22 protein-coding genes are annotated in these 23,909 nt (G+C 58.3%); 12 read left to right on the forward strand and 10 right to left on the reverse strand.

Going from position 1 to position 23,909, the window contains the following annotated elements; translation table 11 throughout:
• Positions 1-14 precede the first annotated feature (14 nt).
• The 3 genes from AC0V6L_RS05380 to AC0V6L_RS05390 all read right to left on the reverse strand — a co-directional run bounded on the left by AC0V6L_RS05380 (position 15) and on the right by AC0V6L_RS05390 (position 3,078).
• On the reverse strand, positions 15-869 hold the full coding sequence (locus AC0V6L_RS05380) for a cell cycle transcriptional regulator TrcR (protein ID WP_486153331.1): 855 nt from the start codon (positions 867-869) through the stop codon (positions 15-17).
• Between the two features lie 122 nt (positions 870-991).
• A complete protein-coding gene (locus AC0V6L_RS05385) occupies positions 992-2,080 on the reverse strand; it encodes a glycosyltransferase family 4 protein (RefSeq protein ID WP_486155052.1) in 1,089 nt (362 codons plus the stop codon).
• Between the two features lie 14 nt (positions 2,081-2,094).
• A complete protein-coding gene (locus tag AC0V6L_RS05390; protein WP_486153332.1) occupies positions 2,095-3,078 on the reverse strand; it encodes a UDP-2,3-diacylglucosamine diphosphatase in 984 nt (327 codons plus the stop codon).
• A gap of 270 nt (positions 3,079-3,348) precedes the next feature.
• Here AC0V6L_RS05390 and AC0V6L_RS05395 point away from each other — a divergent pair, with 270 nt between their 5' ends.
• Positions 3,349-3,951 (forward strand): hypothetical protein, encoded by a 603-nt coding sequence (locus AC0V6L_RS05395; RefSeq protein WP_486153333.1) that lies wholly within the window; start codon positions 3,349-3,351, stop codon positions 3,949-3,951.
• Positions 3,952-3,979: 28 nt separating this feature from the next.
• Here the strand turns inward: AC0V6L_RS05395 and AC0V6L_RS05400 are convergent, their stop codons facing one another.
• Both AC0V6L_RS05400 and AC0V6L_RS05405 read right to left on the reverse strand, forming a co-directional pair.
• Positions 3,980-5,011 carry an NAD(P)H-quinone oxidoreductase gene (locus AC0V6L_RS05400; protein WP_486153334.1) on the reverse strand — a complete coding sequence of 344 codons (1,032 nt, stop codon included), beginning with the start codon at positions 5,009-5,011 and terminating at the stop codon, positions 3,980-3,982.
• Between the two features lie 105 nt (positions 5,012-5,116).
• Positions 5,117-5,515, reverse strand: a complete 399-nt coding sequence (locus tag AC0V6L_RS05405; protein WP_486153335.1) for a hypothetical protein — start codon at positions 5,513-5,515, stop codon at positions 5,117-5,119.
• Here AC0V6L_RS05405 and clpA point away from each other — a divergent pair.
• The 5 genes from clpA to AC0V6L_RS05430 all read left to right on the forward strand — a co-directional run bounded on the left by clpA (position 5,514) and on the right by AC0V6L_RS05430 (position 13,389).
• The gene (gene clpA / locus AC0V6L_RS05410; RefSeq protein ID WP_486153336.1) at positions 5,514-7,925 is read left to right on the forward strand and encodes an ATP-dependent Clp protease ATP-binding subunit ClpA; all 2,412 of its coding nucleotides are present in this window, start codon (positions 5,514-5,516) and stop codon (positions 7,923-7,925) included. The two genes, AC0V6L_RS05405 and clpA, sit on opposite strands and share 2 nt — an antisense overlap.
• A gap of 67 nt (positions 7,926-7,992) precedes the next feature.
• Positions 7,993-10,092: a prolyl oligopeptidase family serine peptidase gene (locus AC0V6L_RS05415; protein ID WP_486153337.1), complete on the forward strand. Its 2,100-nt coding sequence runs from the start codon at positions 7,993-7,995 to the stop codon at positions 10,090-10,092.
• A gap of 37 nt (positions 10,093-10,129) precedes the next feature.
• A complete protein-coding gene (locus tag AC0V6L_RS05420; protein ID WP_486153338.1) occupies positions 10,130-11,161 on the forward strand; it encodes a ligase-associated DNA damage response exonuclease in 1,032 nt (343 codons plus the stop codon).
• A 54-nt stretch (positions 11,162-11,215) separates the two neighbouring features.
• Entirely contained in the window at positions 11,216-12,826 is a 1,611-nt protein-coding gene (locus AC0V6L_RS05425; protein WP_486153339.1) for a cisplatin damage response ATP-dependent DNA ligase, read from the forward strand.
• A 50-nt stretch (positions 12,827-12,876) separates the two neighbouring features.
• A complete protein-coding gene (locus tag AC0V6L_RS05430) occupies positions 12,877-13,389 on the forward strand; it encodes a DUF1993 domain-containing protein (RefSeq protein ID WP_486153340.1) in 513 nt (170 codons plus the stop codon).
• Here AC0V6L_RS05430 and AC0V6L_RS05435 read toward each other — a convergent pair.
• From AC0V6L_RS05435 to AC0V6L_RS05450, 4 genes are read right to left on the reverse strand one after another with little or no spacing between them, the layout of a single operon-like run.
• Complete coding sequence (locus AC0V6L_RS05435) at positions 13,382-13,948, reverse strand: gamma carbonic anhydrase family protein (RefSeq protein ID WP_486153341.1); 567 nt, start codon at positions 13,946-13,948, stop codon at positions 13,382-13,384. The two genes, AC0V6L_RS05430 and AC0V6L_RS05435, sit on opposite strands and share 8 nt — an antisense overlap.
• Positions 13,945-14,493 carry a GNAT family N-acetyltransferase gene (locus tag AC0V6L_RS05440; protein ID WP_486148935.1) on the reverse strand — a complete coding sequence of 183 codons (549 nt, stop codon included), beginning with the start codon at positions 14,491-14,493 and terminating at the stop codon, positions 13,945-13,947. Before AC0V6L_RS05440 ends, AC0V6L_RS05435 begins: the two co-directional genes overlap by 4 nt.
• Entirely contained in the window at positions 14,486-15,481 is a 996-nt protein-coding gene (gene hemB / locus AC0V6L_RS05445; protein ID WP_486148937.1) for a porphobilinogen synthase, read from the reverse strand. The genes AC0V6L_RS05440 and hemB overlap by 8 nt, the downstream gene beginning before the upstream one ends.
• A 45-nt stretch (positions 15,482-15,526) precedes the next feature.
• Positions 15,527-17,146 (reverse strand): peptidoglycan DD-metalloendopeptidase family protein, encoded by a 1,620-nt coding sequence (locus AC0V6L_RS05450; protein WP_486153342.1) that lies wholly within the window; start codon positions 17,144-17,146, stop codon positions 15,527-15,529.
• Positions 17,147-17,355: 209 nt separating this feature from the next.
• Between AC0V6L_RS05450 and AC0V6L_RS05455 the strand changes: the two genes are divergently transcribed.
• From AC0V6L_RS05455 to AC0V6L_RS05480, 6 genes are all read left to right on the forward strand, one after another.
• On the forward strand, positions 17,356-20,040 hold the full coding sequence (locus tag AC0V6L_RS05455; protein ID WP_486155053.1) for a helicase-related protein: 2,685 nt from the start codon (positions 17,356-17,358) through the stop codon (positions 20,038-20,040).
• A gap of 52 nt (positions 20,041-20,092) precedes the next feature.
• Positions 20,093-20,416, forward strand: a complete 324-nt coding sequence (locus tag AC0V6L_RS05460) for a S4 domain-containing protein (RefSeq protein ID WP_486148941.1) — start codon at positions 20,093-20,095, stop codon at positions 20,414-20,416.
• Between the two features lie 19 nt (positions 20,417-20,435).
• The gene (gene fdxA, locus AC0V6L_RS05465; RefSeq protein WP_486148943.1) at positions 20,436-20,774 is read left to right on the forward strand and encodes a ferredoxin FdxA; all 339 of its coding nucleotides are present in this window, start codon (positions 20,436-20,438) and stop codon (positions 20,772-20,774) included.
• A 265-nt stretch (positions 20,775-21,039) separates the two neighbouring features.
• Positions 21,040-21,573 carry a CarD family transcriptional regulator gene (locus AC0V6L_RS05470; protein WP_486148945.1) on the forward strand — a complete coding sequence of 178 codons (534 nt, stop codon included), beginning with the start codon at positions 21,040-21,042 and terminating at the stop codon, positions 21,571-21,573.
• Between the two features lie 132 nt (positions 21,574-21,705).
• Positions 21,706-22,509 (forward strand): head GIN domain-containing protein, encoded by an 804-nt coding sequence (locus tag AC0V6L_RS05475; RefSeq protein WP_486153343.1) that lies wholly within the window; start codon positions 21,706-21,708, stop codon positions 22,507-22,509.
• Between the two features lie 39 nt (positions 22,510-22,548).
• Complete coding sequence (locus AC0V6L_RS05480) at positions 22,549-22,908, forward strand: hypothetical protein (RefSeq protein WP_486153344.1); 360 nt, start codon at positions 22,549-22,551, stop codon at positions 22,906-22,908.
• Here AC0V6L_RS05480 and AC0V6L_RS05485 read toward each other — a convergent pair.
• Entirely contained in the window at positions 22,905-23,858 is a 954-nt protein-coding gene (locus AC0V6L_RS05485; RefSeq protein ID WP_486153345.1) for an L-threonylcarbamoyladenylate synthase, read from the reverse strand. The genes AC0V6L_RS05480 and AC0V6L_RS05485 overlap by 4 nt on opposite strands.
• Between the last annotated feature and the right edge of the window lie 51 nt (positions 23,859-23,909).

Consider the following 23,909-nt stretch of genomic DNA (forward strand, 5'->3'; position numbering starts at 1 on the left):
CTTAATAGCTCAGACTATTCAGCGTCCGGCTTTGCCTCATCGGCATCGTCGCCGGCTGCATTGTCAGGTGCTGGCTCCGGCGCAGGCGCCACTTCGGGCTCTGCGGCTTCAGCCGGAGCGGTAAAGGCCGCTTCGGGATCTATTGCGGCCGCAGCAGCTTCCTCCACGTCTTCAGCCTCACGCCGCGCGGCGAGCCATGCTTCGGCTTCGGCTTCTTGCGCGGCGGCAGCAGCAGCCTTTTCGTTGGCGGCGCGTTCTGCGCGCAATTCCTCGATCAGCTTGTCTTTATCAGAGCGATTGTCGCCCTCTTCAACGGGGACAGCCTCAGGCTCAATCCCTGCCCGTTTGGCGGCTTTCGCCACAACCGCATCAAGCTCGCGCTGCGAACAAAGCCCCAAGGTTACAGGATCTTTGGGCTGAATGTTTTGAATGTTCCAATGCGTGCGTTCTTTGATCGCGCCGATTGTGTTGCGCGTAGTGCCGATCAGCTTGGAGATTTGCGCGTCGGAAACCTCTGGGTGGTTGCGCAGAACCCATGCAATGCCGTCAGGTTTATCCTGGCGTTTGGACACAGGCGTGTAACGCGGCCCCTTGGTGCGAGTAACCTCGACCGGGGCTTTGTGCATTTTGAGCGCGTATTCCGCGTCTTCTTCGCCCAGCTTGATCTCTTCCAGCGTCAATTCGCCCGCGTGAACCGGATCGCGCCCGGTGTATTTGCTTCCCGCCAGATCATCGGCCATTGCCTGAACTTCGAGGATATGCAGACCGCAAAACTCGGAAATTTGTTCGAATGACAGGCCTGTGTGATCGACCAACCAGGTGGCGGTCGCATGCGGCATGAGCGGTTTGGGCTGGTCTTTGGCAGCCATGAGGAAATCTCCGTCAAAAATAAGAAGGGCCGCCCCTTATCGGAGCGGCCATTGCGCGTCAGCAGATAGGGCAAGTGTCTGCAAACAGCAAGGCAATCTGCGCTTTGATCAGAAAGAGCCGCTCAAAATTCCAGCAAAGTGGTGGTTTGAAGCGCTTCGCAATCCGCCTCGCTCAGAGTTGCAAGGGCATTTACGAACTGCCCGGTTGCTGCCTCCCAGCTGAATTGCGCGCCATATCGCGCGCAGGTTTCCGGATCGCATTGTGACGCCTGCCGGATCGCGCTCGCCAAATCATCGTGCATTGCGCCAACGTCAGGCGTCACGATATCAACTGGCCCTGCAACGGGGAAAGCCGCCACAGGCGTTCCGCAAGCAAGCGCTTCGATCATGACGAGGCCGAACGTGTCCGTTTTGCTGGGAAAGACAAACACATCCGCACCGGCGTAACATCCCGCCAGTTCGCGCCCTGTGCGTTTGCCAAGGAACAGCGCATCGGGATATTTCGCCTCAAGCGCCGCGCGCGCCGGGCCATCACCGACCACAACCTTTGTGCCGGAATGGTCGCATTCGAGAAACGCCTCGATGTTCTTTTCAACCGCGACCCGCCCAACATAAAGCAGGATTGGCCCTGCAAGATCGCTATATTCGGCTGGCACTGGCGCACTGGGCGAAAAACAGGCGAGATCAACGCCGCGGCTCCAATGGGAAAGGTGAGAGAGGCCTTTCTCGCGCAATTGCGTGCGGATCGTCTCGGTCGCAACAAAAATGCTTTGAGATGGGCGGTGGAACCACCGGATGTACGGCCAGAACAGGTCCGCAGAAAGCCGGGTGCGGCGCGCGAAATAGTCTGGGAATTGCGTGTGATAGGCGGTGGTAAAGGGCACTTTGCGCTGGAGACAATAGCGCCGCGCGGCAAATCCCAAAGGGCCCTCGGTTGCGATATGGATTGCGTCTGGCTGTGCCTTGGCAAGCTGGCGTCCCACTTCGCCGGGCCAGGTCATGGCGAGCCGGATTTCAGGATAGGTCGGAGCCGGGAAGGAGTGATAGTCCTGCGGCGATATGACAGTGACGTCGCAGCCCCATTGGCGCAGCACTTCGCATGTTGTCGACAATGTACGGACAACACCATTGGTTTGCGGGTGCCATGCATCGGTGACAATAGCGATAGCGCGCGGGAACGGCGGCACGGTGGCGGTTGATGGCGAACCGATTGACTGAACTGACGTCACGCGGCCTCTTTGTTTGACCGTGATGCGGCCCGATGACCGGCCTGCAGCGCGCCTTGCGCATGGCGCGCACGAATTTCGTCAGCCCAATTGAGGATTTCCATCCGGCCATCTTGATGTTCGACCAGCGCGTTGCACCCCTCGACCCAGTCGCCATCATTCCAGTATTCCACCGATTTGCCAGCAAAGTTGAACTCGCGAAATTCGGCATTGTGAATGTGGCCGCACACAACCCCGTCAACCCCGCGTTCGCCCGCTGCCTTGGCGACGACCTTTTCATATTTGCCAATAAATTCGACCGATTTCTTGACCTTGTGCTTGGCAGCCTTTGCAAGTGACCAATACGGTTTGCCGAGCATTTTGCGCACTGCATTCACCAGCACATTCAATTGCATAGCGGCGCGATAGGTCCAGTCTCCGACAAAAGCGAGCCAGCGATGCGATTGCATGACTGCGTCAAATTCGTCGCCATGCACAATCATCAGACGGCGGCCATCGGCGGTGTCATGAAAAGCGGCGCGCTTGATTTCGATGCCGCCAAAATTGAGGCCGGAAAACTGGCGGAACATCTCGTCGTGATTGCCGGGTATGAAGATGATGCGCGTGCCGCGCTTGGCGCGTTTCAGGATCCGCCACACGATGTCGTTGTGGGCTGCAGGCCAATAGAACTTTTTCTTCAGCCGCCACCCATCCAGAATATCGCCGACCAGATACATGGTTTCAGAATCGGTCGTATCGAGGAAATCGATCAGCATTTCGGCATTGCAGCCCTTGGTGCCCAGATGGACATCGCTGATCCAGATTGTGCGGAATTTGCGACGTTCCGGGCCGCCCGCTTCGGGCGTGTCTGGCTCGCGAATGCTTGGCTTGTTCAAGCGGATATTGGCCACATTTCCGAATTCTGCCTCGAATCCGGCGGCATCGGACAATTCGGCGCTGCGAACAGTGTTCGGCAAAACGGCAGATGTTTTCAGATCGGTCATCAAAAGTCCCTCGACCCTGTGGCTGTCTGAGCACAAGCCATAGATGCCGATTGTTACAGGGGATTCACAACTGCGTGACGCTTTTGCGAAAACCCAAAACTTAAACACAAATGTTGCCTTGCAACAGGCGCGTGCGACTTATCTAGCGGCGAAATACAACAGATTTAAGACCAGTTGCAAGTCTGCCTCGCGCGGGCCGCGCACAGTGCGCGGTTTCGAATTTATCAAGGATTGCCCGATATTTGCCATCTCCAAGACACAGGGGGCAGCATGGAAAACTGGGGTAAACTGGGTATCATCGGCGCGGCATTGTTCGGCGGCGGGTATGCGATTTCGGGTGAGCGGGATTTTGAAGTTGTCGTCCACCGGCCTGCAGATCAGGTTTATTCCGCCTTTTCGTCAGCGCGCAATTTCAATGGCGGGTTTCGCAATGCAGGCTATGCCGAAGTGCGCGTGCGCACCGAGCGGCCCGCAGACAATGAGATTATTTATCTGTCGGGCGAGCCGGGCGATGAAAAATCCATGCGGATCGCTTTGACAGTCACTCCCGGCGATACGCCCAAGCAATCCATCGTGACCGCCGCCATTGATGTGCCGCCTGTGCGTTATGAGATCGATGGCGAGGATTTGGTTCTTTCCGAAACCAAAGTCGAAAACGTGCTTGAGGAAAATATCGCAGCGATTGCGCAAAAACTGTCGATGGGCCGCGATGCGCAAAGCGAATTTGGCGAATTTCGCAACACCCTCGATATGGTTGCGCTGGCCACAGATTCAGACGCGGTCGAGCGTTTTGAGAACCAGCGCACATCGCAGCCGCCTTCGGGCCAGAGCTGGGAGCCGCAGTCAGACTGGGAACAAGATCAGGGCTGGTAAAGGCTTACGCCAGCCTAAGGGCGCGGCCCTATTCTTCGATCTTGAGCACAATCTTCCCGATATGCTCGCCCGCTTCCATACGGGCATGAGCTTTGGCCGCGTCCGCCAGGTCAAAGGTCTGATCCATGATGGGCGCCAGTTCACCATTTGTGAACAGCGGCCAGGCCGTATGCGCGATCTCATCGGCCAAAGCTGCCTTGAACGCATCGGACCGGGGCCGCAGGGTTGACCCCGTCAGTGTCAAACGCCGCATCATCACCATGGGCATGAACAGTTCCGCTTGCACCCCGCCCAGCACTGCGATCGTCACATGCCGCCCATCTTCGGCAAGGCATTTGAGATTGCGCGCGACATAATCGCCCGACACCATATCAAGCACGATATCGACGCCTTTGCCGCCCGTATGCGCTTTGATCGCCTCGACGAAATCAGCTTCGCGGTAATTGATCGCAAGATCCGCGCCCACTTGGCGAGCCGCTTCGCATTTGGCTTCATCGCCGCATGTAACAATCGCCTCCAGCCCGAATGCCTTGGCCAGCATGATCGCCATTGTCCCGATGCCCGACGTGCCGCCATGCACCAGCAATCTTTCGCCGTCGCGGGCCATGCCGCGCTCGAACACATTGTGCCACACGGTGAACAGGGTTTCAGGCAGAGCCGCCGCCTTAGCCAAATCCATTGCATCGGGGATTGGCAGACAATGTTGCCACGGCGCGGCGCAATATTCGGCATATCCGCCGCCCGGCGTTAATGCCGCGACCCGGCTGCCGAGCATTTCTTGAGGGACATTCGCGCCAATCGCCACAATCTGTCCCGAAACCTCAAGGCCAAGCACAGGCGATGCCCCCGGAGGCGCTGGATAATGGCCCGCGCGCTGAATGCAATCGGGCCGGTTTACTCCTGCAAACGCGGTTTTGATAAGCACATCATGCGGGCCGATATCAGGCAGCGCAATTTCGCCTATCGCCAGCACTTCCGGACCCCCGGGCGCATCAAATTCGATGGCTCGCATGATTTTTGGTAAAGCTTCCTGCGTGCTCGTAATGTGCGTCGCGACCATTTTTACCCCCTGCGGTTCGGCGCTGCCCCTGAGAATTTAAATCTCAATTTTATTCTCAATGTGGCTTTTTGTATGCGGTTCACATTGTTCTGGGCGAATACCGCTCTACCCGATTGACAGCAAGCGCGCTTGCTTGCGATGCTGTAAATGATGGATAAAGATGATCTGCCACGCCCCAGGGGCGATGCAGCCAGCAATCTGGCCGGAGAAGATCTTGGCCCCTATTCGCAAGATGAGCTGGCCGCGCGGATCGCGCTGCTGGAAACCGAAATCATTCGCGTAAAAGCGCACCGCGACAAAGCGCAGGCGCATCGCAGCGCGGCTGACGCTCTTTTCGGAGCAAAAAACGATAGCGAACCCAAATCGTGATTGATCCGGTTTGCTCCAATCCCCTCTCGCAATTGTGCGCAGCAGGCCCATATAGAATTCACGACGCTTTAACAGCTTGCCCCCATGCTCCTTCTCCCGGAGCCCCACTACACCGCTGACAGAGACCCCTTTCATGCCCAGTTTTGCCCAAAATCTTGAACGCACTCTTCACAACGCGCTTGGCCATGCGTCAGAGCGGCGGCACGAATATGCGACATTGGAGCATTTGCTGCTTGCGCTGATCGATGATGAGGATGGCGCGCAGGTCATGGCCGCATGCGGGGTGGATTTGGCTGAGCTGAGCGAGGTGGTGAAGCAATATCTCGATTCGGAATATCAATCGCTCAAAACCGAAGAAAACGCCGACCCTCAGCCCACCGCAGGCTTTCAGCGCGTCATCCAACGCGCGATCCTGCATGTGCAATCATCGGGCAAGGATACGGTCACAGGGGCCAATGTTCTGGTTGCGCTGTTTTCTGAACGTGACAGCTATGCGGTCTATTTCCTTCAGCAACAGGATATGAGCCGGCTCGATGCGGTAAGCTATATCAGCCACGGCATTGGCAAAGGCGGACGCCAGATCGAAGGCAACAAAGCCCCCGAAAGCGGCGAGGAGGGTTCGCCCGAAGGTGACGCGGAAGCGAGCAAGGATGGCGGCAACAAGAAAGAGACCGCACTCGATCAGTTTACCGTCAATCTGAATGCGAAAGCCGAAGCAGGCAAAGTCGATCCGCTGATTGGCCGCGGCCCCGAAGTGGATCGCACGGTCCAGATCCTGTGCCGCCGGTCAAAGAACAACCCGCTTTATGTTGGCGATCCCGGCGTTGGCAAAACCGCGATTGCCGAAGGTTTGGCGCGCAAGATCATCGAAGGCGATGTGCCAGAAGTGCTCAGTCCTGCGGTCATCTATTCGCTCGATATGGGCGCGCTGCTGGCCGGCACGCGCTATCGCGGTGATTTTGAGGAGCGCTTGAAACAGGTCGTCACCGAATTGGAAGCGATGCCCGATGCGATCCTGTTCATTGATGAGATTCACACGGTAATCGGTGCAGGCGCGACCAGCGGCGGGGCGATGGATGCCTCGAACCTGCTGAAACCGGCGCTTTCCGGCGGAACGATCCGCTGCATCGGTTCGACCACTTACAAGGAATTCCGCAATCACTTCGAAAAGGATCGCGCATTGCTGCGCCGGTTCCAGAAAATCGATGTGAATGAGCCGACGATTGAGGACACGATCAAAATCCTCAAAGGTCTGCGCACAGCGTTTGAGGAGCATCACGGCGTGAAATACACGCCCGATGCGCTGAAAACGGCCGTTGAACTGTCCTCGCGCTATATCAATGATCGCAAACTGCCCGACAAAGCGATTGACGTGATCGATGAGGTTGGCGCGATGCAGATGCTTGTGCCGCCTAGCCGCCGCAAAAAGAAAATCACCGCCCGCGAGATTGAACAGGTCATCGCGACCATGGCGCGCATCCCGCCCAAATCCGTCAGCAAAGACGACAAGAAAGCGCTGCAAAACCTCGACCGCGATCTGAAACACGTCGTGTTCGGGCAAGATGAGGCGATTACGCGTCTTTCCACTGCGATGAAGCTGTCGCGCGCGGGCCTGCGTGATCCGGACAAGCCGATCGGCTCGTTCCTGTTCTCCGGCCCCACCGGTGTCGGTAAAACCGAGGTCGCACGCCAGCTTGCCTCGATCATGGGGATTGAGCTTAAGCGGTTCGATATGTCGGAATATATGGAGCGCCACAGCGTTTCGCGTCTGATCGGCGCACCTCCCGGATATGTCGGTTACGATCAGGGCGGATTGCTCACCGATGCGATTGATCAAAACCCGCATTGCGTGTTGCTGCTCGACGAGATCGAGAAGGCCCATCCGGACCTGTTCAACATCCTGCTGCAAGTCATGGATAATGGCCGCCTGACCGATCATCACGGCAAGACGGTCGATTTCCGCAATGTCGTGCTCATCATGACAACCAATGCGGGTGCATCAGACATGGCGCGTCAGGGCATTGGCTTTGGCGATGTGTCGAAAGAGGATGCAGGGTCCGAAGCGGTGAAGAAGATGTTCACGCCGGAATTTCGCAACCGTTTGGATGCCATCGTGCCCTTTGCCTATCTGGGCAAAAGCACTGTGGCGCGCGTCGTTGACAAGTTCATCCTTGAGCTTGAGCTGCAGCTGGCCGAACAAAACGTCCATATTCAGTTCGACAGCGATGCCCGCGATTGGCTGGCCGATAAAGGCTATGATAAACTGTATGGTGCGCGCCCAATGGGCCGATTGCTGCAAGACAAGATCAAGCAGCCGCTCGCCGAAGAATTGCTGTTCGGCAAACTTGCCGATGGCGGCGAGGTTCATGTGAGCGTCAAAGATGGCAAGCACAGTTTTGAGCTGTCGCCTGCCCCCCGAAATCGTCGGCCAAACGCAAATCGCCAGCCAAGAAAAAGCCTGCGGCCAAAAAACCGGAGCCTAAGGGAGGCTCAGGCAGCAAACCCGAAGCATCGGGCAGCGCAGCAGAAGGCTAGGCCTAGATAAAACTGGCCTTTGGCTCACCAATATGATTGATCGGGCTCCTGTCATTCCAACAGGGGCCCGATTTTTCATGAAGCATCTTTTTCTGGCATCCGCCGCCGCCGCGCTTTCGCTGGCGGTCTGCACCCAGCCGCTTTTGGCTGACGATCACACCGATACTGACACCGCCGCTGATCCAGCAGAGCAAGCGCGCGTCTTTACTGGCGCGGATATCTTCAATCTCACCGTGGGCAGCGATCCGCAAATCAGCCCGGATGGCTCCCAAATAGCCTATGTTCGGCGCGCCAATGACATTATGACCGATGGGGTGAACAGCTCAATCTGGCTGATTGATGTATCAAGCGGAGCTGAAACCCCGCTCATTGCAGAGGGCGGTGCGCATTTCAGCCCGCGCTGGTCAGCGGATGGATCGAAACTCGCTTTTATCTCAACCGCCAGCGGGGGCGGGCCGGAATTGCATGTGCGCTGGATGAAAAGCGGCGCGAGCGCGAGCATCACCGCGCTTCCCGAAGGACCAAGCGGCATTGCCTGGTCACCCGATGGGACGCAGATGGCCTTTACGGCGCGCGTACCGGGGGAAGGCCTCACCTTGGGCGCAGCCCCTGCGAAGCCCGAAGGAGCTGAGTGGGGTAAGCCGCTGCAAGTCATAGACAAGGTGACGTACAGGCGCGATGGCGGCACCTATGTAAAGCCGGGCACAGTGCAATTGTTCATCGTGAGCGCAAAAGGCGGCGCGCCGCGGCAATTGACCTTTGGCGATTATGACAATGGCGGCGCGGTGGAATGGTCGCCCGATGGATCAAAGCTGTATTACAGCGCCAATCGCCGGGAAGATTGGGAGCTAGAGCCGCTGCGCGATGACATTTACGCGCTTGATATCGCAAGCGGGGCCATCACGGCTTTGACGGACCGCGTGGGTCCGGATTACGGGCCGCAAGTGTCGCCGGATGGCAAGCAAATCGCGTATCTTGGCATGGACGATGTCGGCAATGCTTTTGATCAGACCAATCTGTATGTGATGAACGCCGATGGCAGCGGGCCGCGCCAACTGGCAGCGGGCCTGGATCGCGGGATTGACGGGATCGAATGGACCAAAAGCGGCCTTTACGCGAGCTATGAGAGCGATGGCGAGCACCGCGTTGCCAAAGTGAGCCTGAGCGGCAGCGTATCCGCGCTCAGCCCCCGGATCGGCAGCACCTATTACGCGCTCCCTTATACGGGCGGGCAATGGTCCGTCAGCCAAGGCGGCGCGATTGCCTTCACCACGGCCAGCAGCACGCGCCCGCCAGACATCGGCGTCGCATCGCGCGGGCGCATTCGCACTTTGACAGCTTTGAACGAAGTTAGCCTGGGCGCGAAAAACTTGGGCGAAATGCGCGAATTGGCGGTGACCGCTGCTGATGGGACGACAATCCCGGCCTGGATCCAATTGCCAGCCGGATACAAGCAAGGCGACAGGATCCCGATGATCCTTGAAATGCATGGGGGCCCCTATGCTGCTTATGGTCCGGAATTTTCGGCGGATTATCACCTTTACAATGCGGCGGGCTACGGTGTTGTGTTCTCCAATCCCGGCGGCTCAACCGGTTATGGGGAAGCCTTTGCGGACCGGATTGAGGACAATTATCCGATCAGCAACCATGATGAGCTCATGGCGGTTGTCGATGCGGCAGTGGCAGCGGGATATGCTGACCCTGACAACCTTTATGTCACGGGCGGTTCAGGCGGCGGCATCCTTACAGCCTGGGTGGTCGGCAAGACAAATCGGTTCAAAGCGGCAGCAGCGCATAAACCCGTCATCAACTGGGTCAGCCAAGCCTTGATGGCGGATGCGGTTCCCTATTTCGGTCGGTACTGGATGGGCGGACAGCCATGGGAGCGGCCCGATCATTACTGGGAACGCGGCCCGCTATCTATCGTCAACAACGTAACCACCCCAACGCTCGTATTGGTGGGTGCGGATGATTACCGAACGCCGCGCAGCGAGGCGGAGCAATTCTACGGTGCGCTTAAATTGGTGGGCGTGGATACCGCTTTGGTGGTGACACCCGATTCCAGCCACAACAATTTGAGCCAAACACCCAGCCAGCAGGCCGCCCGGACAGCCAGCGTCATAGCGTGGTTCGACAAATATCGCGGCGCAGATGGGGCAGGCAAGGCGCAAGAATAATGGGAACGGGCGCGCGGGCATTGGGGTTTGACCTCGTATGAGCGCGCCCTTTTCCTGGATACAGCCCGAGCCATGGGGCGTGCATATCATCCCTGCGGATGTGTGGATTGACCCAGGCCGCGCGGTTGAGCATGCGCTGGTCACTCATGGCCATGCCGATCATGCGCGCGGCGGGCACGGGCAAACCACCGCGACGCCCGAAACGCTGGCCATTATGGAGCTGCGTTATCGCACCGGAGCGGCCGACGATGCTGGCGCGGTCCCGCATAAAGCGGTGCCTGCGCAATATGGGGAGACAGTCCGGCTGGCGGGCGGGGTTGATGCGACGTTTATCCCTGCGGGACATGTGCTGGGCTCTGCGCAAATCCTGCTTGAACATGCCGGAGAGCGAGTGGTCATCACCGGCGACTATAAGCGCCGTCATGATCCGACCTGTGCGCCGTTCGAAGTGACGCCGTGCGATGTCTTTATCACGGAGGCGACCTTTGGCTTGCCCGTGTTTGAGCACCCTCCCATTGCTGAGGAAATGGCGAAATTGCTGGGCGCGCTGGAGGCCAGCCGCGACGCTTGCATCCTGGTGGGTGCCTATGCGCTGGGCAAAGCGCAGCGCGTGATCGCGGAACTGCGCGCCGCCGGGCATCACGATCCGATTTATCTGCATGGCGCGATGGTGAATATGTGCCGCCTGTATGAGGAACATGGCGTGGACCTTGGGGCGCTGCCTTTGGTTAGCGATCATACAAAAGATGATCTGCGCGGCTCTATTGTTATTGCACCGCCCTCGGCGCTCACCACCACATGGGCGCGCCGCTTGCCCAATCCGATTACCGCCATGGCAAGCGGGTGGATGCGTGTGCGGGGGCGGGCACGGCAAAGGGGAGTGGAGCTTCCCTTGATAATCTCAGACCATGCCGACTGGCGCGAATTGACCCAAACCATCGAGGAGGTGAACCCGGCGGAGACATGGATCACCCATGGCCGCGAAGAGGCGTTGCTGCGCTGGTGCGAGCTGGGTCAACGCAAAGCGCGAGCCTTGGCTCTTGTGGCGCGCGAGGACGAGGATGAGTAACACACCCGCGCTTCAAATGTGCGTCATCTGCTCGGTGGGAATGGGGCGACCGGGATGAAAGCCTTTGCCCAATTGCTCGACACATTGGTCTATACGACCAGCCGCAATCGCAAGCTTGCATTGATCGCTGACTATCTGCGAAACACGCCCGATCCTGATCGCGGTTGGGCATTGGGAGCGCTCACAGGAGAGCTGGATTTCCCTGCGGTCAAATCGTCCACTATTCGCACTTTGATGAAGGACCGCGTGGACCCTGTTTTGTGGACTCTCAGCCGCGATTTCGTTGGCGACACTGCCGAAACGGCGAGCCTTTTATGGCCGGATAACAGTGACCTACGTAGTGATACGGTGTCGGTGACGGATGCCGTTGATACCCTTTCAGCACTCACTCGTGGGAGCGCTCCCAATGAACTGGCAAAAATGCTCGATCAGCTTGATGCCAATGGCCGTTTTGCACTGATAAAACTGGCCACCGGCGGGATGCGGATCGGCGTTTCCGCGCGGCTGGCAAAAACGGCATTTGCGCAGGCATTTGGCGTGTCGCTCGATGATGTCGAGGAATATTGGCACGCTTTGGAAGCTCCCTATCCAGAGCTGTTTCGATGGGCAGCCGATGGGGGTCCGCCGCCCGACATTGCGGGGCGCCCAAGGTTTCGCCCTTTCATGCTCGCGCACCCATTGGAAGATGGCACAGTCGATATCGCGGACTATGCAGCAGAATGGAAATGGGACGGCATTCGCGTGCAATTGTGCCGAGTGACTGGCAGCGAAGGCACCGCTCAAACGCGGCTGTATTCGCGCTCTGGCGACGATATCTCGGCCACTTTTCCCGAATTGATTGATGCTCTCCCGCTGGATTGCGTGCTGGATGGCGAATTGCTGGTCCGCGGAAATGCGCAAGGGGGGACAAGCGGCGGCGCGGCGAGCTTTAATGCCTTGCAGCAAAGGCTGGGGCGCAAGACCGTTTCGAAGAAAATGCTGGCTGAGGCTCCTGCCTTTGTGCGGCTTTATGATGCGCTGCTGATCGGGGCGGACGATTTGCGCGAGCAAGGCTGGGCTGAAAGGCGCGCTGCACTCGAAGCTTTGATGCCGCAGCTGCCCGCCAGCCATTTCGATCTGTCGTCACTGGTTGAGGCGCGCGATTTCGAGCATCTCGCCGAGATTCGCGAGAGCGCCCGCGACGAAGCCATCGAAGGCCTGATGCTCAAACGGCGCGATGCGCCCTATATTGCCGGGCGCAAAGTGGGTCTGTGGTACAAATGGAAGCGCGATCCGCTGCTGATCGACTGCGTGCTTATGTACGCACAGCGCGGCAGCGGGAAGCGCTCGAGCTTTTATTCTGACTACACCTTTGGCTGCTGGGACGGCGATCCCGATGCGGGGGCCGAATTGCTGCCAGTGGGAAAGGCCTATTCAGGCTTTACCGATGCCGAGCTTAAGAAGCTGGACCGATTGGTCAGAAAGACAACGCTGAACCGGTTTGGTCCGGTGCGTGAGGTCGAGCGAACGCTGGTTTTCGAAGTTGCCTTTGACAGCGTTCACACCTCAAAACGGCACAAATCGGGCCTGGCCATGCGGTTTCCGCGCATCCACCGCATCCGCTGGGACAAGCCAGTGCATGAGGCCGACCGGATTGAGACGTTGCGAGGTCTCGTGAGGGATTAAGTTGCAAAGTGCAACGCATATGGTAGATCGCTCTTTGAGGAGATACCAAAATGAACCTTTATGACCAATCTATCGGCGTTTATCGTTCGCGCATCGACACACTAAGCGGCCTATTGACGAAAGCGGCGGCGCACCCTGAAGGCGATGCCTTGCTCGAAGCGAGCTTGGCTGAAGACATGCACCCGCTTGCGACGCAGGTTCGGTTTGTGGCCAATCTGCCTGGTGAAGCACTGCCGCGTTTGACAGGCCGCACATTTTCCTCGCGCGATGACGATGAAACCACGATCGAGGGCGCGAAGGCCGCGCTGGCTGAAACGGCAGCGCTGCTCGATTCGGTGACAGCCGATGAGATGGCCGCCGCAGACGAGAAACTGGTGCTAAATCTGCCCAATGGGATGGAGTTTACGATGACCAGCGCAGAATATGTCCGCGATTGGTCGCTGCCCAATTTCTATTTCCACCTGACAACCGCCTATGCGATCCTGCGAAAGCAAGGGCTGGATATCGGCAAGATCGATTTCATGCCGCATATGATGCGTTACATGACAAAAGGGCCTAGCTGAGCGACCGGGCGACCGCCTCTGCGTGATGTTTGGCGTTTTCCGCATAATGTGCGGTGCCCATTTTCATGCCCGCAATTGCGGCATCATTTAAGGTTTTGAGCATTTTGGCGGGCCGTCCGGCCCACAATTCGCGCGTCCCCATAACCTTGCGTTCGGTCAGCATCGCGCCTGCGGCCAGCATGGCATCGGACCCGATCACCGATTTGTTCATCGCAATCGCGCCAAGCCCCACAAATCCGCGGTTCTCAATCGTGCAGCCGTGGACCATCGCCATATGACCGATCAGCACGTCATCGCCGATAATCAGCGGGCACCCATCTTCGTCGCCGGGCTTTGGTGCATCGCAATGCAGAACCGATCCATCCTGCACATTGGTCCGCTCTCCAATACGGATGTGCGAGACATCGGCGCGCAGGACGCAATTGTACCAGATCGAAGAACCCGCCCCGATCTCAACATCGCCAATGATTGTAGAGCCGGGCGCGACAAAAGCGGTTTCGTGGATTTTGGGCGTTTTGCCGTGGATCGGGATGATGTGTACGCCGGGATGAGCGGTCATTGAGTTTGTTCCCATTGTTCGCGGGTGATGGAATAGACGATCACGCTTTCGGTGCCAAAAGCGGTGCTTTCAAAATCAAGATCAGCGCGCCGCTGCATGCCAAGGCGCTTCATCAGGCCCCAGCTTGGCGTGTTCTCCTGAACGGTTAGCGCGATAATATGCGGCGCGCCAAACCGTTCAAACCCTATTGCTAGCGAGGCCATCGCGGCTTCTTTGGCGTATCCTTTGCCCCAGGCATCCTCGCGCAGCCGCCAGCCAGCTTCGAAATCGCCGAAGGGACCGTCTTTGTCGGTGCAGCGTTTGAGCCCGCAAAAGCCGAGGATTTCGCCGTCATCCCTGCGCTCCACCACCCAAAAGGTGTGGCCAAAGTCGCGTCTGTACCGCTCAACCCGCTCGCGCGCAGCGGCCATCACGGCTTCGCCCGCTATCCCGCCAAGCCATTGCATGACGGCGGGCGTGTTGGTTGCCTGCCAGAACGGCGCCCAATCCTCTTCGCGCCAATCGCGCAGGATCAGGCGATCTGTCTCGTGGCGAAAATCAGCCATTCAAAAGCCGCGCGGCAATAGGCGCATGATAGGTCAGGATACCGCTGCACCCGGCGCGTTTGAACGCGAGCAATTTTTCCATCAGCAGTGCGTCACGGTCCCCAGCGCCAACCGATTGCGCCGCTTCGATCATCGCGTATTCGCCGCTCACCTGATACGCGAAAGTTGGCACGCCAAATTCCTGACGCACGCGGTAAATGATATCGAGATAAGCAAGGCCCGGTTTCACCATGATGCTATCGGCTCCCTCGGCGATATCAAGAGCAACTTCGCGCAAAGCCTCATCACCATTGGCCGGGTCCATTTGGTAGCTTTTCTTGTCACCCTTTAGCAGTCCGCCTGATCCCACCGCATCGCGAAACGGGCCGTAAAACGCGCTCGCATATTTGGCGGCATAGCTCATGATCTGCACATTGGTGTGCCCGCCCATTTCAAGCCCGCGGCGGATCGCGTGTATGCGCCCGTCCATCATGTCTGATGGGGCGATAATGTCCGCACCTGCCTCTGCCTGATTGACCGCCTGATCGACGAGCACTGCGACGGTTTCATCGTTGAGGACATAGCCGGTCTCATCCAGCAAACCGTCCTGTCCGTGCGCGGTATATGGATCAAGCGCGACATCGGTGAGCACGCCGATATCGTCCCCGCACGCATCCTTGATCGCGCGGATGGCGCGGCACATCAAATTGTCGGGATTGAGCGCTTCGGCGCCGTCATCTGACCGTCTGTCCGCTTGCGTGTTGGGGAACAAGGCGATCACCGGAATGCCCAGCGCTATCGCCTCTTTTGCCCGCGTGACTATCCCATCGACCGACCAGCGCGATACGCCGGGGAGCGAGGCGATGGGTTCTTCCACGCCTTCGCCCTCGGTCACAAATAGCGGCCAAATGAGATCCGCAGGTGTTAGCAGATTTTCGCGGTAGAGCGAACGGCTCCAGCCGGTTGCGCGGGTGCGGCGCAGGCGAGTGTTGGGGTAATGTCCGGTCATATCGCGCCATGCCCTAGCCGGATTGGGCCATCAAGCGCAATTGGATCAATCGAGGCTTTGCGTGCTCTCGATCTTTTCGATCTCGCGCTCTGGCTCTTCGCTTTCCGGCGTGTCGGGCACCAGATCTTCCAAAGCCGCGCCCGGCACCACCTGTTTCAGCGCCATCAATTGCTCTTTGAATTTGATCAGCTCTGCCCCGGAAAGGGCGGCCCGCGTGACATAGCGTACGCTGGCGGGGTTCACCGCGCGGCCATTGCGGTACATTTCATAGTGAAGGTGCGGGCCAGTGGAAAGGCCGGTTGAACCGACATATCCGATGACCTGACCCCGCCGCACCTGCTGACCGCGCGAGACAGATATGCGGCTCATATGGCAATACCGTGTCTCCAACCCGCCGCCATGGTTCAGCCGCACAGCGATGCCGCATCCGCCCATCCGGCCTGCGCCTGTTACCCGGCCATCGGTGACGGCAACAATCGGTGTGCCTGTGCGTGCGCGGTAATCCTGCCCGGAATGCATCCGGCGATAACCGAGAATAGGGTGGCGGCGCATCCCGAAGCGCGATGAAACAGGGCCGTTGACCGGTTGAAGCAATCCGCGCCGCTGTTCGCCAACGCCGGAGGCTTCGAAAAACTGATCCTTATCGCCCCAGCGCATCAATTGCGTGCGCGGTTTTCCATCGCGATCAACGCCTGCATAAAGGAGCTTTCCAGCCTGGCGTTCGCCTGTCGCAGCGCGGCGATATGACACAATGATGTCGAACGTATCGGTGGAGCGGGTTTCGCGGTCGAGGTCGATCTGGTTATCGAGCGTGCGCAGATATTCCTGCACCGCGCTGGCGGGAACACCGGCTGCGCGCATGGAACGATAAAGGCTGGAGCCAATCTCGCCGCGCACGCGCAGAGGAGTGTCATCAACTCGGATCACATTGCGCACCAAGGACAGCGCGCCGCCTTGGCCGGTTTCCGGATCTGCGCCGCTGCGTTCAACAGCTAGCTCAAGGTCAAACTTGGCCCGAAAGCTGAGCGCATCGAGCGGACGCGGCGCACCCGGCCTCGCGCGGCGGCCCAGAACAATGTCCATCTGCGTGCCGGGTTTGATCGCAGAAATTGGCATGGCACCGCCGATGAGCGCGCTGACCGATCCGATATCGCCAGATGAAAGACCCGCGCGCCGCAGCATGCGAGCAAAGCTATCCCCCTTAGTCAAGGTCGTGATGAGCTCGATTTGCGGGCGCTCCGGCGCGCTCTTCAGCGGTTTGACAAGCGCGGTTGGACCCATGCGCCGTCCGCTATCCGCGCCCAGAGCCAGCGGCATGATCATTTGGGCCCGGCGTTCATCGCTGACGTCTTGGCTGGTGGGCATCGCTGCGCGCGCTTCGAATGCGGCCATTCCGGGCCACAGAACCAGTGCAAGAATGCAAAGGGCCACCAAGGTAGCAACTCCGCGAAACCAGCGCAGCGACCCAACATTGTGCGCAAGGTCAGGCGCAAGGTCGATTGCGGCGAGGCGGCGGCTTATCCAATCGCGCACCCGGTCATAGCGCGCGGCAAATCCCTTGGCCGGGGGATGGCGCATTACGCGGTAACTGCGCGCACCGGCAGCATCGCTCGCAGCGCGATTGGTGCGCTGATTGACGTCTGGGATGGGGCGGGCCTGATTCAATGCGAACTTTCAACAAGCGTTTGGTTTGGGTTCAAAGCCGGGATATTGGCGGTTTTCCTGCCCGAACAAGGTAAATTGGAGCTTAATTTTTTGGTTTTGGACCGCGAAGCGCGATAGGGCGTTATACCTGTAAGGCGCAATGCAGGCGGATTGTGTCTCACCTGATTTGCCCATCTTCTTGGTGAAGAGCCTCGCCCACCCCATTGCCGATGCGGGCAAGGCCTGACAGGATTGTAAGCGTGACCCAATTGCCCCCGACACGTTCTACAAACGGCAATATTCGCGCAGTGCTTGGCCCCACCAATACGGGTAAGACGCATCTCGCGATTGAACGCATGTGCGCGCATTCCAGCGGGATGATGGGCTTTCCTTTGCGGCTGTTGGCGCGCGAGGTTTATGACCGGGTGCGCGCGATCAAAGGGGAAAAGGCCGTTGCTCTCATCACCGGAGAGCAGCGGATTGAACCGCCCGATGCGCGCTATTTCTGTTGCACAATGGAAGCGATGGAGCGCACCGGCGGCGGGCACGCCTTTGTCGGCATAGACGAAGCGCAAATCGGCGCTGACCCAGAGCGGGGGCATATTTTTACAGACCGATTGCTGCATGCGCGCGGCCGCGAAGAAACGATGATCCTGGGTTCGGCGACTTTGGAGCCCATGGTCAAATCCTTGATCCCCGAGGCTGAGTGCGAGGAACGCCCGCGATTTTCCACGCTTAGCCATGTCGGGCCAGCAAAATTGTCACGCCTTGCCCCGCGCAGTGCAGTGGTCGCATTTTCGGTTGAGCAGGTTTACGCCATGGCAGAGGCGCTTAGGCGGTTTCGCGGCGGGGCGGCGGTGGTGATGGGGGCGTTATCACCTGAAACGCGCAACAAGCAGGTTGAATTGTTCCAAAATGGTGAGGTTGACTATATCGTTGCGACCGATGCGATTGGTATGGGGCTCAACCTTGATCTGCATCACGTCGCATTCGCTGCGCTTTCGAAATTTGATGGGAAACGCAAACGCCGCTTGATGCCGGCAGAAATGGCGCAGATCGCGGGCCGCGCCGGGCGGCACCAGCGCGATGGCAGTTTTGGCGTGCTGACAGGCGGCGGCGACCGATCTGGCGCAGCGATTGAATTCACCGATGAAGAAGTCTTCGCCATTGAAGAGCACAAATTCCAGCCCATAACCAAGCTGTTCTGGCGCGAGGCTGAACCCCGATTTGACACTCTGGCCGTTTTGATCGGCGATCTGGAACATCGCCCGGGCGAAGAGGCTTTGCGCGCCGCGCCCGAGGCGATTGATCTGGCGGTGCTGAAACGTTTGGCGGCAGAACCCTTTGCCAAATCGATTAAGGGTTCCGGGCTGGTGCGGCGGTTTTGGGAAGCATGCTCGCTGCCCGATTTCCGCGGCCTTGGGGTTGAGCCGCATTCACGCTTTGTCGCGCGGTTATGGCAGGATCTGTCAGCCGGGTATTTGGGTGCGGATTTTGTCGCTGCGAGGATTGCGGAACTTGACCGGACTTCGGGCGACATCGATACGCTGCAAGCACGAATAGCCGCCATCCGGTCCTGGGCCTATATCTGTCAGCGGCCCGATTGGGTGCTGGCCCGTGACGAAATGGCAGCGCGTGCGCGCGGTGTTGAGGCGAAATTGTCCGATGCGCTCCATGCGCGTTTGACCGAAAGATTTGTAAACCGAAGGACGACCATTTTGATGAAATCTCTGGGGCAGGATGCCTCCGCCTTGCCAGTGACTTTGGAGCCTGATGGCCGTTTGACAGTTGAGGATGAGAATATCGGGCGGCTCGATGGTTTTCGGTTTGTCGTCGATCCAGATGCGACAGTCGCGGATCGCAAGATGTTGCTCGCTGCGGGGGAAAAGGCACTGCCCGGCATTTTGGCAAAGCGCGCCGTATGGCTCATGGGTGACGGGATTGTAGAGCTTTCGATTAAGGATGGCGCGGTTCAATGGCAGGATCGCATCCTTGCCGATATCAGTTTTGGCGATGATTTTGCCGCGCCGCGCCTCGCGCTTTCGCGGGAAATATCATTGCTGCAAGATGGTCCGCGCGCGACGCTTGAACAGGGTTTGGCAGATTGGCTGAAAGCGCGCCTTGAACCGCTCGCGCCCTTGCAAAAACTCGCCGAAGCGGCCCGCGACCCCAATGCCGGAAGCGAAGCGCGCGCGCTGCTTATCACGTTGATCGATGCACGCGGTGTGGTGAGCCGCGAACAAGCGGGTCTACAACATTTGCCCAAGGAAATGCGCCCCTTTCTGCGCAAGCTCGGCGTAACCTTCGGCGCGCTCGATATTTTTGCAGGGCCGCTGCTCAAACCAGCGCCGCGCGGTTTGTTGCACGCGCTTGCCCTCGACAAAAGGCCCCTGCAGGAAGCGATGTTGCCGGTTCTGGCAGAAACCAAAGCCATGCCCGCTGGTTATCGGGCCGCAGGCGGACAAGCCATCCGCGTCGATTTGGCCGAGAAGATTTTGCGCGCCGCCTTTGATGCGCGCGGCAAAGCGATGGACGCCAAAAAAGCGGCGGCAAAGGAACGCGCGCCCCGGTTCCGGCTTGATCTGGCGCTGGCGGTCTCGATTGGGCTCGAGCAAGAAAATGCGCAGCGATTGCTGGGCAGTGCGGGTTTCCGTTTGCACCGTGCGCGCGTGTTGGCAGAAGGCGCACATGGCCCCATCGCGCCCGATTTTTGGACGTGGCGTCCGCGCCGGGCTGGCGATCCTGACAACAGGCGCGGCCAGACACAAGGCGGCAAGCGCCGTCGCAGCGATCCAGCGCGAAAAGCAGGGGCTCGCCAAAAGCCAAAAGGGAGGGATCGTCCCAAGAAACCCGATACTGGTCCCGCCAAAGCAAGCGGCGCGTTCGATGGACTGGCAGACCTGCTGCGCAAATGAGCCATATTGCATGAGACTGGCTGAATGAGAGCGGCCAAATGAGAGCGGCCAAATGAACGGGGGCGCAGCCGAGCAATCTCAGGCCAAGCTGCGAATTGACCGCGCGCTTGTCTATTTGCGGTTCGTCCGCACACGCTCAGCTGCGCGCACTATGATTGAGACACGCGCTTTACGCCGCAATAGAAAACATGTGCAGCGCGCAAGCGAGAACATTTGTATCGGCGATGTGCTGACTTTGGTAACAGGCGGCGAGGTAAGGATCGTCGAAATTCTCAGCCTGCCCCAACGCCGATTGTCGCCCGCTGGTGCCAAGTGTCATTATCGCGAGCTTGACCGCGCGCAAAGTGACCGTAAAGCGCATAGCGCGAACGAATGAAAGCAATGAAAGCTGCCCAATGACTTACGTCGTCACAGATGACTGCATCAAATGCAAATACACCGATTGTGTCGAAGTGTGCCCCGTCGATTGTTTCTACGAAGGCGAAAACATGCTCGTGATCAATCCAAGCGAGTGTATTGATTGCGGCGTGTGCGAACCGGAATGCCCGGCAGAAGCGATTTTGCCCGACACCGAAGATGGCCTGGAGAAATGGCTCGAGCTGAACACGAAGTTTTCAGCCGAATGGCCCAATATCACCAGCCAAAAAGACCCGCCCGAAGATGCGGACGAGCATAAGGGTGAAGAGGGCAAGTTTGAAAAATATTTCAGCACCGAGCCCGGCGAAGGCGACTAACTTACAAACGCGGTTTGCATGAGCAATCGCAGATTTCCGTAGCGTCTCGCCTGCGACTCGCAATTTTGTTGCGATTGTGTTATATGATCTTTCAGCCGCTGCATTCGGGTCTCGATCGCGGCATGACAATGAGAAAGGCCGACAACCCTTACTATCTTGCCGACAAGCTGGTTTTAACCGGGCGGTTCTCTCATCGCGGGGAAATCGCCGGCGAAAGATCGTTTGCTTAGACGAGATTGGGTTAGGCTTAGCGAAAGGAAAATGCATGGCTAGCAATGAGCCTGCTTTCACCGTTGGTGATTATGTTGTTTACCCCAAGCACGGCGTTGGCCGTGTGATTGAGCTTCAGAATGAAGAAATTGCTGGCATGCAGCTGGAACTGTATGTGTTGCGGTTTGAAAAAGAGCGCATGACCCTGCGCGTTCCCATGAACAAAATCGAATCGATCGGCATGCGCAAGCTGTCCTCGGACAAAACGCTGAAAGAGGCGATGGAAACGCTCAAAGGCAAGCCCAAGGTCAAGCGCACCATGTGGTCGCGCCGGGCGCAGGAATACGAAGCCAAGATCAATTCAGGCGACCTGGTATCGATTGCCGAGGTAACCCGCGATCTTTTCCGGCCGGATGATCAGCCCGAGCAAAGCTACTCAGAACGGCAAATTTTCGAAGCCGCCTCCAGCCGCCTCGCGCGCGAATTGGCAGCGATGGAAGAAACTGATGAGCCGGCAGCGCTTGAGAAAATTCTCGATGTCCTGCGCGAACATGCGCCGCAATATTACGAAGATACTGAAGACAGCTGATAGAGGCTGTTTTTGATAAGACGCGAAAGGGGCCGTCCTCGTTTGGGCGGCCCTTTTTGTTTGCGACCTTGCAGCATGCGATTTAGTGTATTACATCAACAATACGCTTAGATATCCTGTTGGAGAATACCCATGCTTAGCCGAGTTTTGAAACATTCCTTGCCGCTTGTCGCACTGAGTTTGGGGGCGACTCTTTCAGGGTGCTATGATGTCGATGTCACGATAAACGGCGAAGAAGGCGTGCCGCTTGCCGATCTCGATATGAGCGGTTCAGCACCTGATGAGATCCTCGTGACAAGCGGCGACAAGGTGATTGTCACCGAAGGCGATACGTTTGATATCAGCGTCGAAGGCGACGATGAGACAGTCAATTCGCTGCGCTTCGTGCGCGATGGCGACCTCATTGGGGTAACGCGTGAGGAAAGCTGGAGCGATAAAGGCACGGCCATCATCCGCATCACAATGGCCATCCCAAGCGAACTGACCATCGGCGGAAGCGGTGAAATCGAAACCCCGGCCCTGGCCAGCAATGCGGATGCGAATATTGGCGGGTCAGGCACCATCCGGATCGGCAATCTTGACGCAGAAGAGCTCGACATATCGATCGGCGGTGCTGGCGAAGTTATTGCAGCTGGGAGCGTCAAAAATCTCGATATCACGATTGGCGGATCTGGCACGGTCAATTTTGCAGACGTGATGGCTGACAATGTCGACATATCGATCGGGGGCTCAGGCGATATTGCATTGCAATCGAACGGCACAGTAGACGCGTCAATCGGCGGATCGGGCGACATTAATGTTGTCGGCACCGCTACCTGCAACCTGTCGAGCTTTGGTTCAGGAACGCTTAACTGCACACCAGCCGAAAATGGCGCCTCTGCACCCTCAGTTGATGCGGAAAGCGCGGCCAGCGAAAGCGAAACGGGCGAAGAATAAGACCAGCCGAGCCCTTAGCATTTATCCCGACTTGCATTGATGCGTGACGCGCGCGACAATCACGGCATGCGCGCTGTAGCTCTTTTTGGCCTTGTTTGTGCCTCCCTCGCCCTTTCCGGTTGCCTTGTCCGCACGGCCGCCAATGTCGTGACGGCCCCTGTTCGCGTCGCGTCGAAAGCGGTCGATGTCGCCACCACCAGCCAATCCGAAGCGGACGAAAACCGCGGGCGGGAGATCTGCAAACGCGAAGAAAGATTAGGCAAGCTGGAACGCGAATACGCCAAGCAGAGCGCGAAATGCGAAGATGGCAACAGCAACGCATGCCGCGACGCGCGCGAAACGCTGGATGAAATGCGCGCTATTATCCCAACGATCCCGGCTGAGCCGGACGACGATTAATCCGTTGGCGCCGCAGCCCGGCGCAGGCGATCATTGATCGCGCGGCCTATGCCCTCTTCCGGTATACCACCAACCGCAATGCGCGGCTTGTCTGAAGAAGCAGCATGGTGGAGAGCGTCATAAAGGCGTGACGCCGCCTCACTCAAATCTGCTGCTGCCGACAGGTCGAAATCTGCTGCACCACCCCCAAACCCGATAAAGAACTCATCAGGCTCTGTGCTATCGGCGTTCAGCCGCACAGGCTTACCCGGCGAATAATGGCTGGCCAATTGGCCGGGAGCCTCAATGTCAGATCGGGCGGGCTTGCTATTTTGAGCCGCTGCGCTGCGCAAAGCGCCAAGCGAAACAGGGCCGGGGCGCAATTCTTCCCATATTTGGCCATCTCGCAATGCCGCGATTGTCGATTCGACACCTTGCTGTGTTGTCCCTCCATCCAGCACCAGATCGATCCGGTCATCCAGCGATGCCAAAACATGGGCGGCACTGGTCGGGCTGATAAAACCGCTGCGGTTGGCAGAGGGCGCAGCGAGCGGGAAATCTACTTGAGCAAGCAAATCGTGCATCACCGGATGCGCAGGAGAACGCACCGCAATGGTTTCAAGCCCGGAGCTCACAGCGGGCGCTAAGCTCACATCTAGACGCTTAGGCAAGACCAAGGTGAGCGGACCCGGCCAATATTGCTGAGCGGCTTCGTCAGCGCTTGCGCCCCACTGAGCAAACCGCGCAGCCTGCGCCGCATCGCGCACATGGACGATCAGCGGGTTGAAATCAGGCCGCCCTTTTGCGGCATATATCTTCGCTACCGCTTCGGGCGAATCGGCGCGCGCAGCGAGCCCGTAAACGGTCTCTGTCGGAACCGCGACCAGTCCGCCCGATTCGAGGATCTGCGCTGCTCGCACTATGCCTTGCGCGTCTGCCAAGACCACTTCCGTAGCGGGTTTGTCGCTCATGCGAAGTTCGCTATAACCTTGTGCAACCGGTGCCAAGGGGCACCCGTATCT

The organism is Erythrobacter sp. JB1-15 (assembly GCF_057365035.1).

Coding starts and splice junctions, on each gene's coding strand:
- AC0V6L_RS05460 (WP_486148941.1), top strand. CDS start 20,093: ATGAACGGGGGCGCAGCCGAGCAATCTCAGGCCAAGCTGCGAATTGAC.
- AC0V6L_RS05485 (WP_486153345.1), bottom strand. CDS start 23,858: ATGAGCGACAAACCCGCTACGGAAGTGGTCTTGGCAGACGCGCAAGGC.
- AC0V6L_RS05435 (WP_486153341.1), bottom strand. CDS start 13,948: ATGACCGCTCATCCCGGCGTACACATCATCCCGATCCACGGCAAAACG.
- AC0V6L_RS05400 (WP_486153334.1), bottom strand. CDS start 5,011: ATGGTCGCGACGCACATTACGAGCACGCAGGAAGCTTTACCAAAAATC.
- AC0V6L_RS05415 (WP_486153337.1), top strand. CDS start 7,993: ATGAAGCATCTTTTTCTGGCATCCGCCGCCGCCGCGCTTTCGCTGGCG.
- AC0V6L_RS05470 (WP_486148945.1), top strand. CDS start 21,040: ATGGCTAGCAATGAGCCTGCTTTCACCGTTGGTGATTATGTTGTTTAC.
- AC0V6L_RS05405 (WP_486153335.1), bottom strand. CDS start 5,515: ATGAAAGGGGTCTCTGTCAGCGGTGTAGTGGGGCTCCGGGAGAAGGAG.
- hemB (WP_486148937.1), bottom strand. CDS start 15,481: ATGACCGGACATTACCCCAACACTCGCCTGCGCCGCACCCGCGCAACC.
- AC0V6L_RS05425 (WP_486153339.1), top strand. CDS start 11,216: ATGAAAGCCTTTGCCCAATTGCTCGACACATTGGTCTATACGACCAGC.
- fdxA (WP_486148943.1), top strand. CDS start 20,436: ATGACTTACGTCGTCACAGATGACTGCATCAAATGCAAATACACCGAT.
- AC0V6L_RS05395 (WP_486153333.1), top strand. CDS start 3,349: ATGGAAAACTGGGGTAAACTGGGTATCATCGGCGCGGCATTGTTCGGC.
- clpA (WP_486153336.1), top strand. CDS start 5,514: ATGCCCAGTTTTGCCCAAAATCTTGAACGCACTCTTCACAACGCGCTT.
- AC0V6L_RS05380 (WP_486153331.1), bottom strand. CDS start 869: ATGGCTGCCAAAGACCAGCCCAAACCGCTCATGCCGCATGCGACCGCC.
- AC0V6L_RS05455 (WP_486155053.1), top strand. CDS start 17,356: ATGCGGGCAAGGCCTGACAGGATTGTAAGCGTGACCCAATTGCCCCCG.
- AC0V6L_RS05430 (WP_486153340.1), top strand. CDS start 12,877: ATGAACCTTTATGACCAATCTATCGGCGTTTATCGTTCGCGCATCGAC.
- AC0V6L_RS05390 (WP_486153332.1), bottom strand. CDS start 3,078: ATGACCGATCTGAAAACATCTGCCGTTTTGCCGAACACTGTTCGCAGC.
- AC0V6L_RS05475 (WP_486153343.1), top strand. CDS start 21,706: ATGCTTAGCCGAGTTTTGAAACATTCCTTGCCGCTTGTCGCACTGAGT.
- AC0V6L_RS05440 (WP_486148935.1), bottom strand. CDS start 14,493: ATGGCTGATTTTCGCCACGAGACAGATCGCCTGATCCTGCGCGATTGG.
- AC0V6L_RS05480 (WP_486153344.1), top strand. CDS start 22,549: ATGCGTGACGCGCGCGACAATCACGGCATGCGCGCTGTAGCTCTTTTT.
- AC0V6L_RS05420 (WP_486153338.1), top strand. CDS start 10,130: ATGAGCGCGCCCTTTTCCTGGATACAGCCCGAGCCATGGGGCGTGCAT.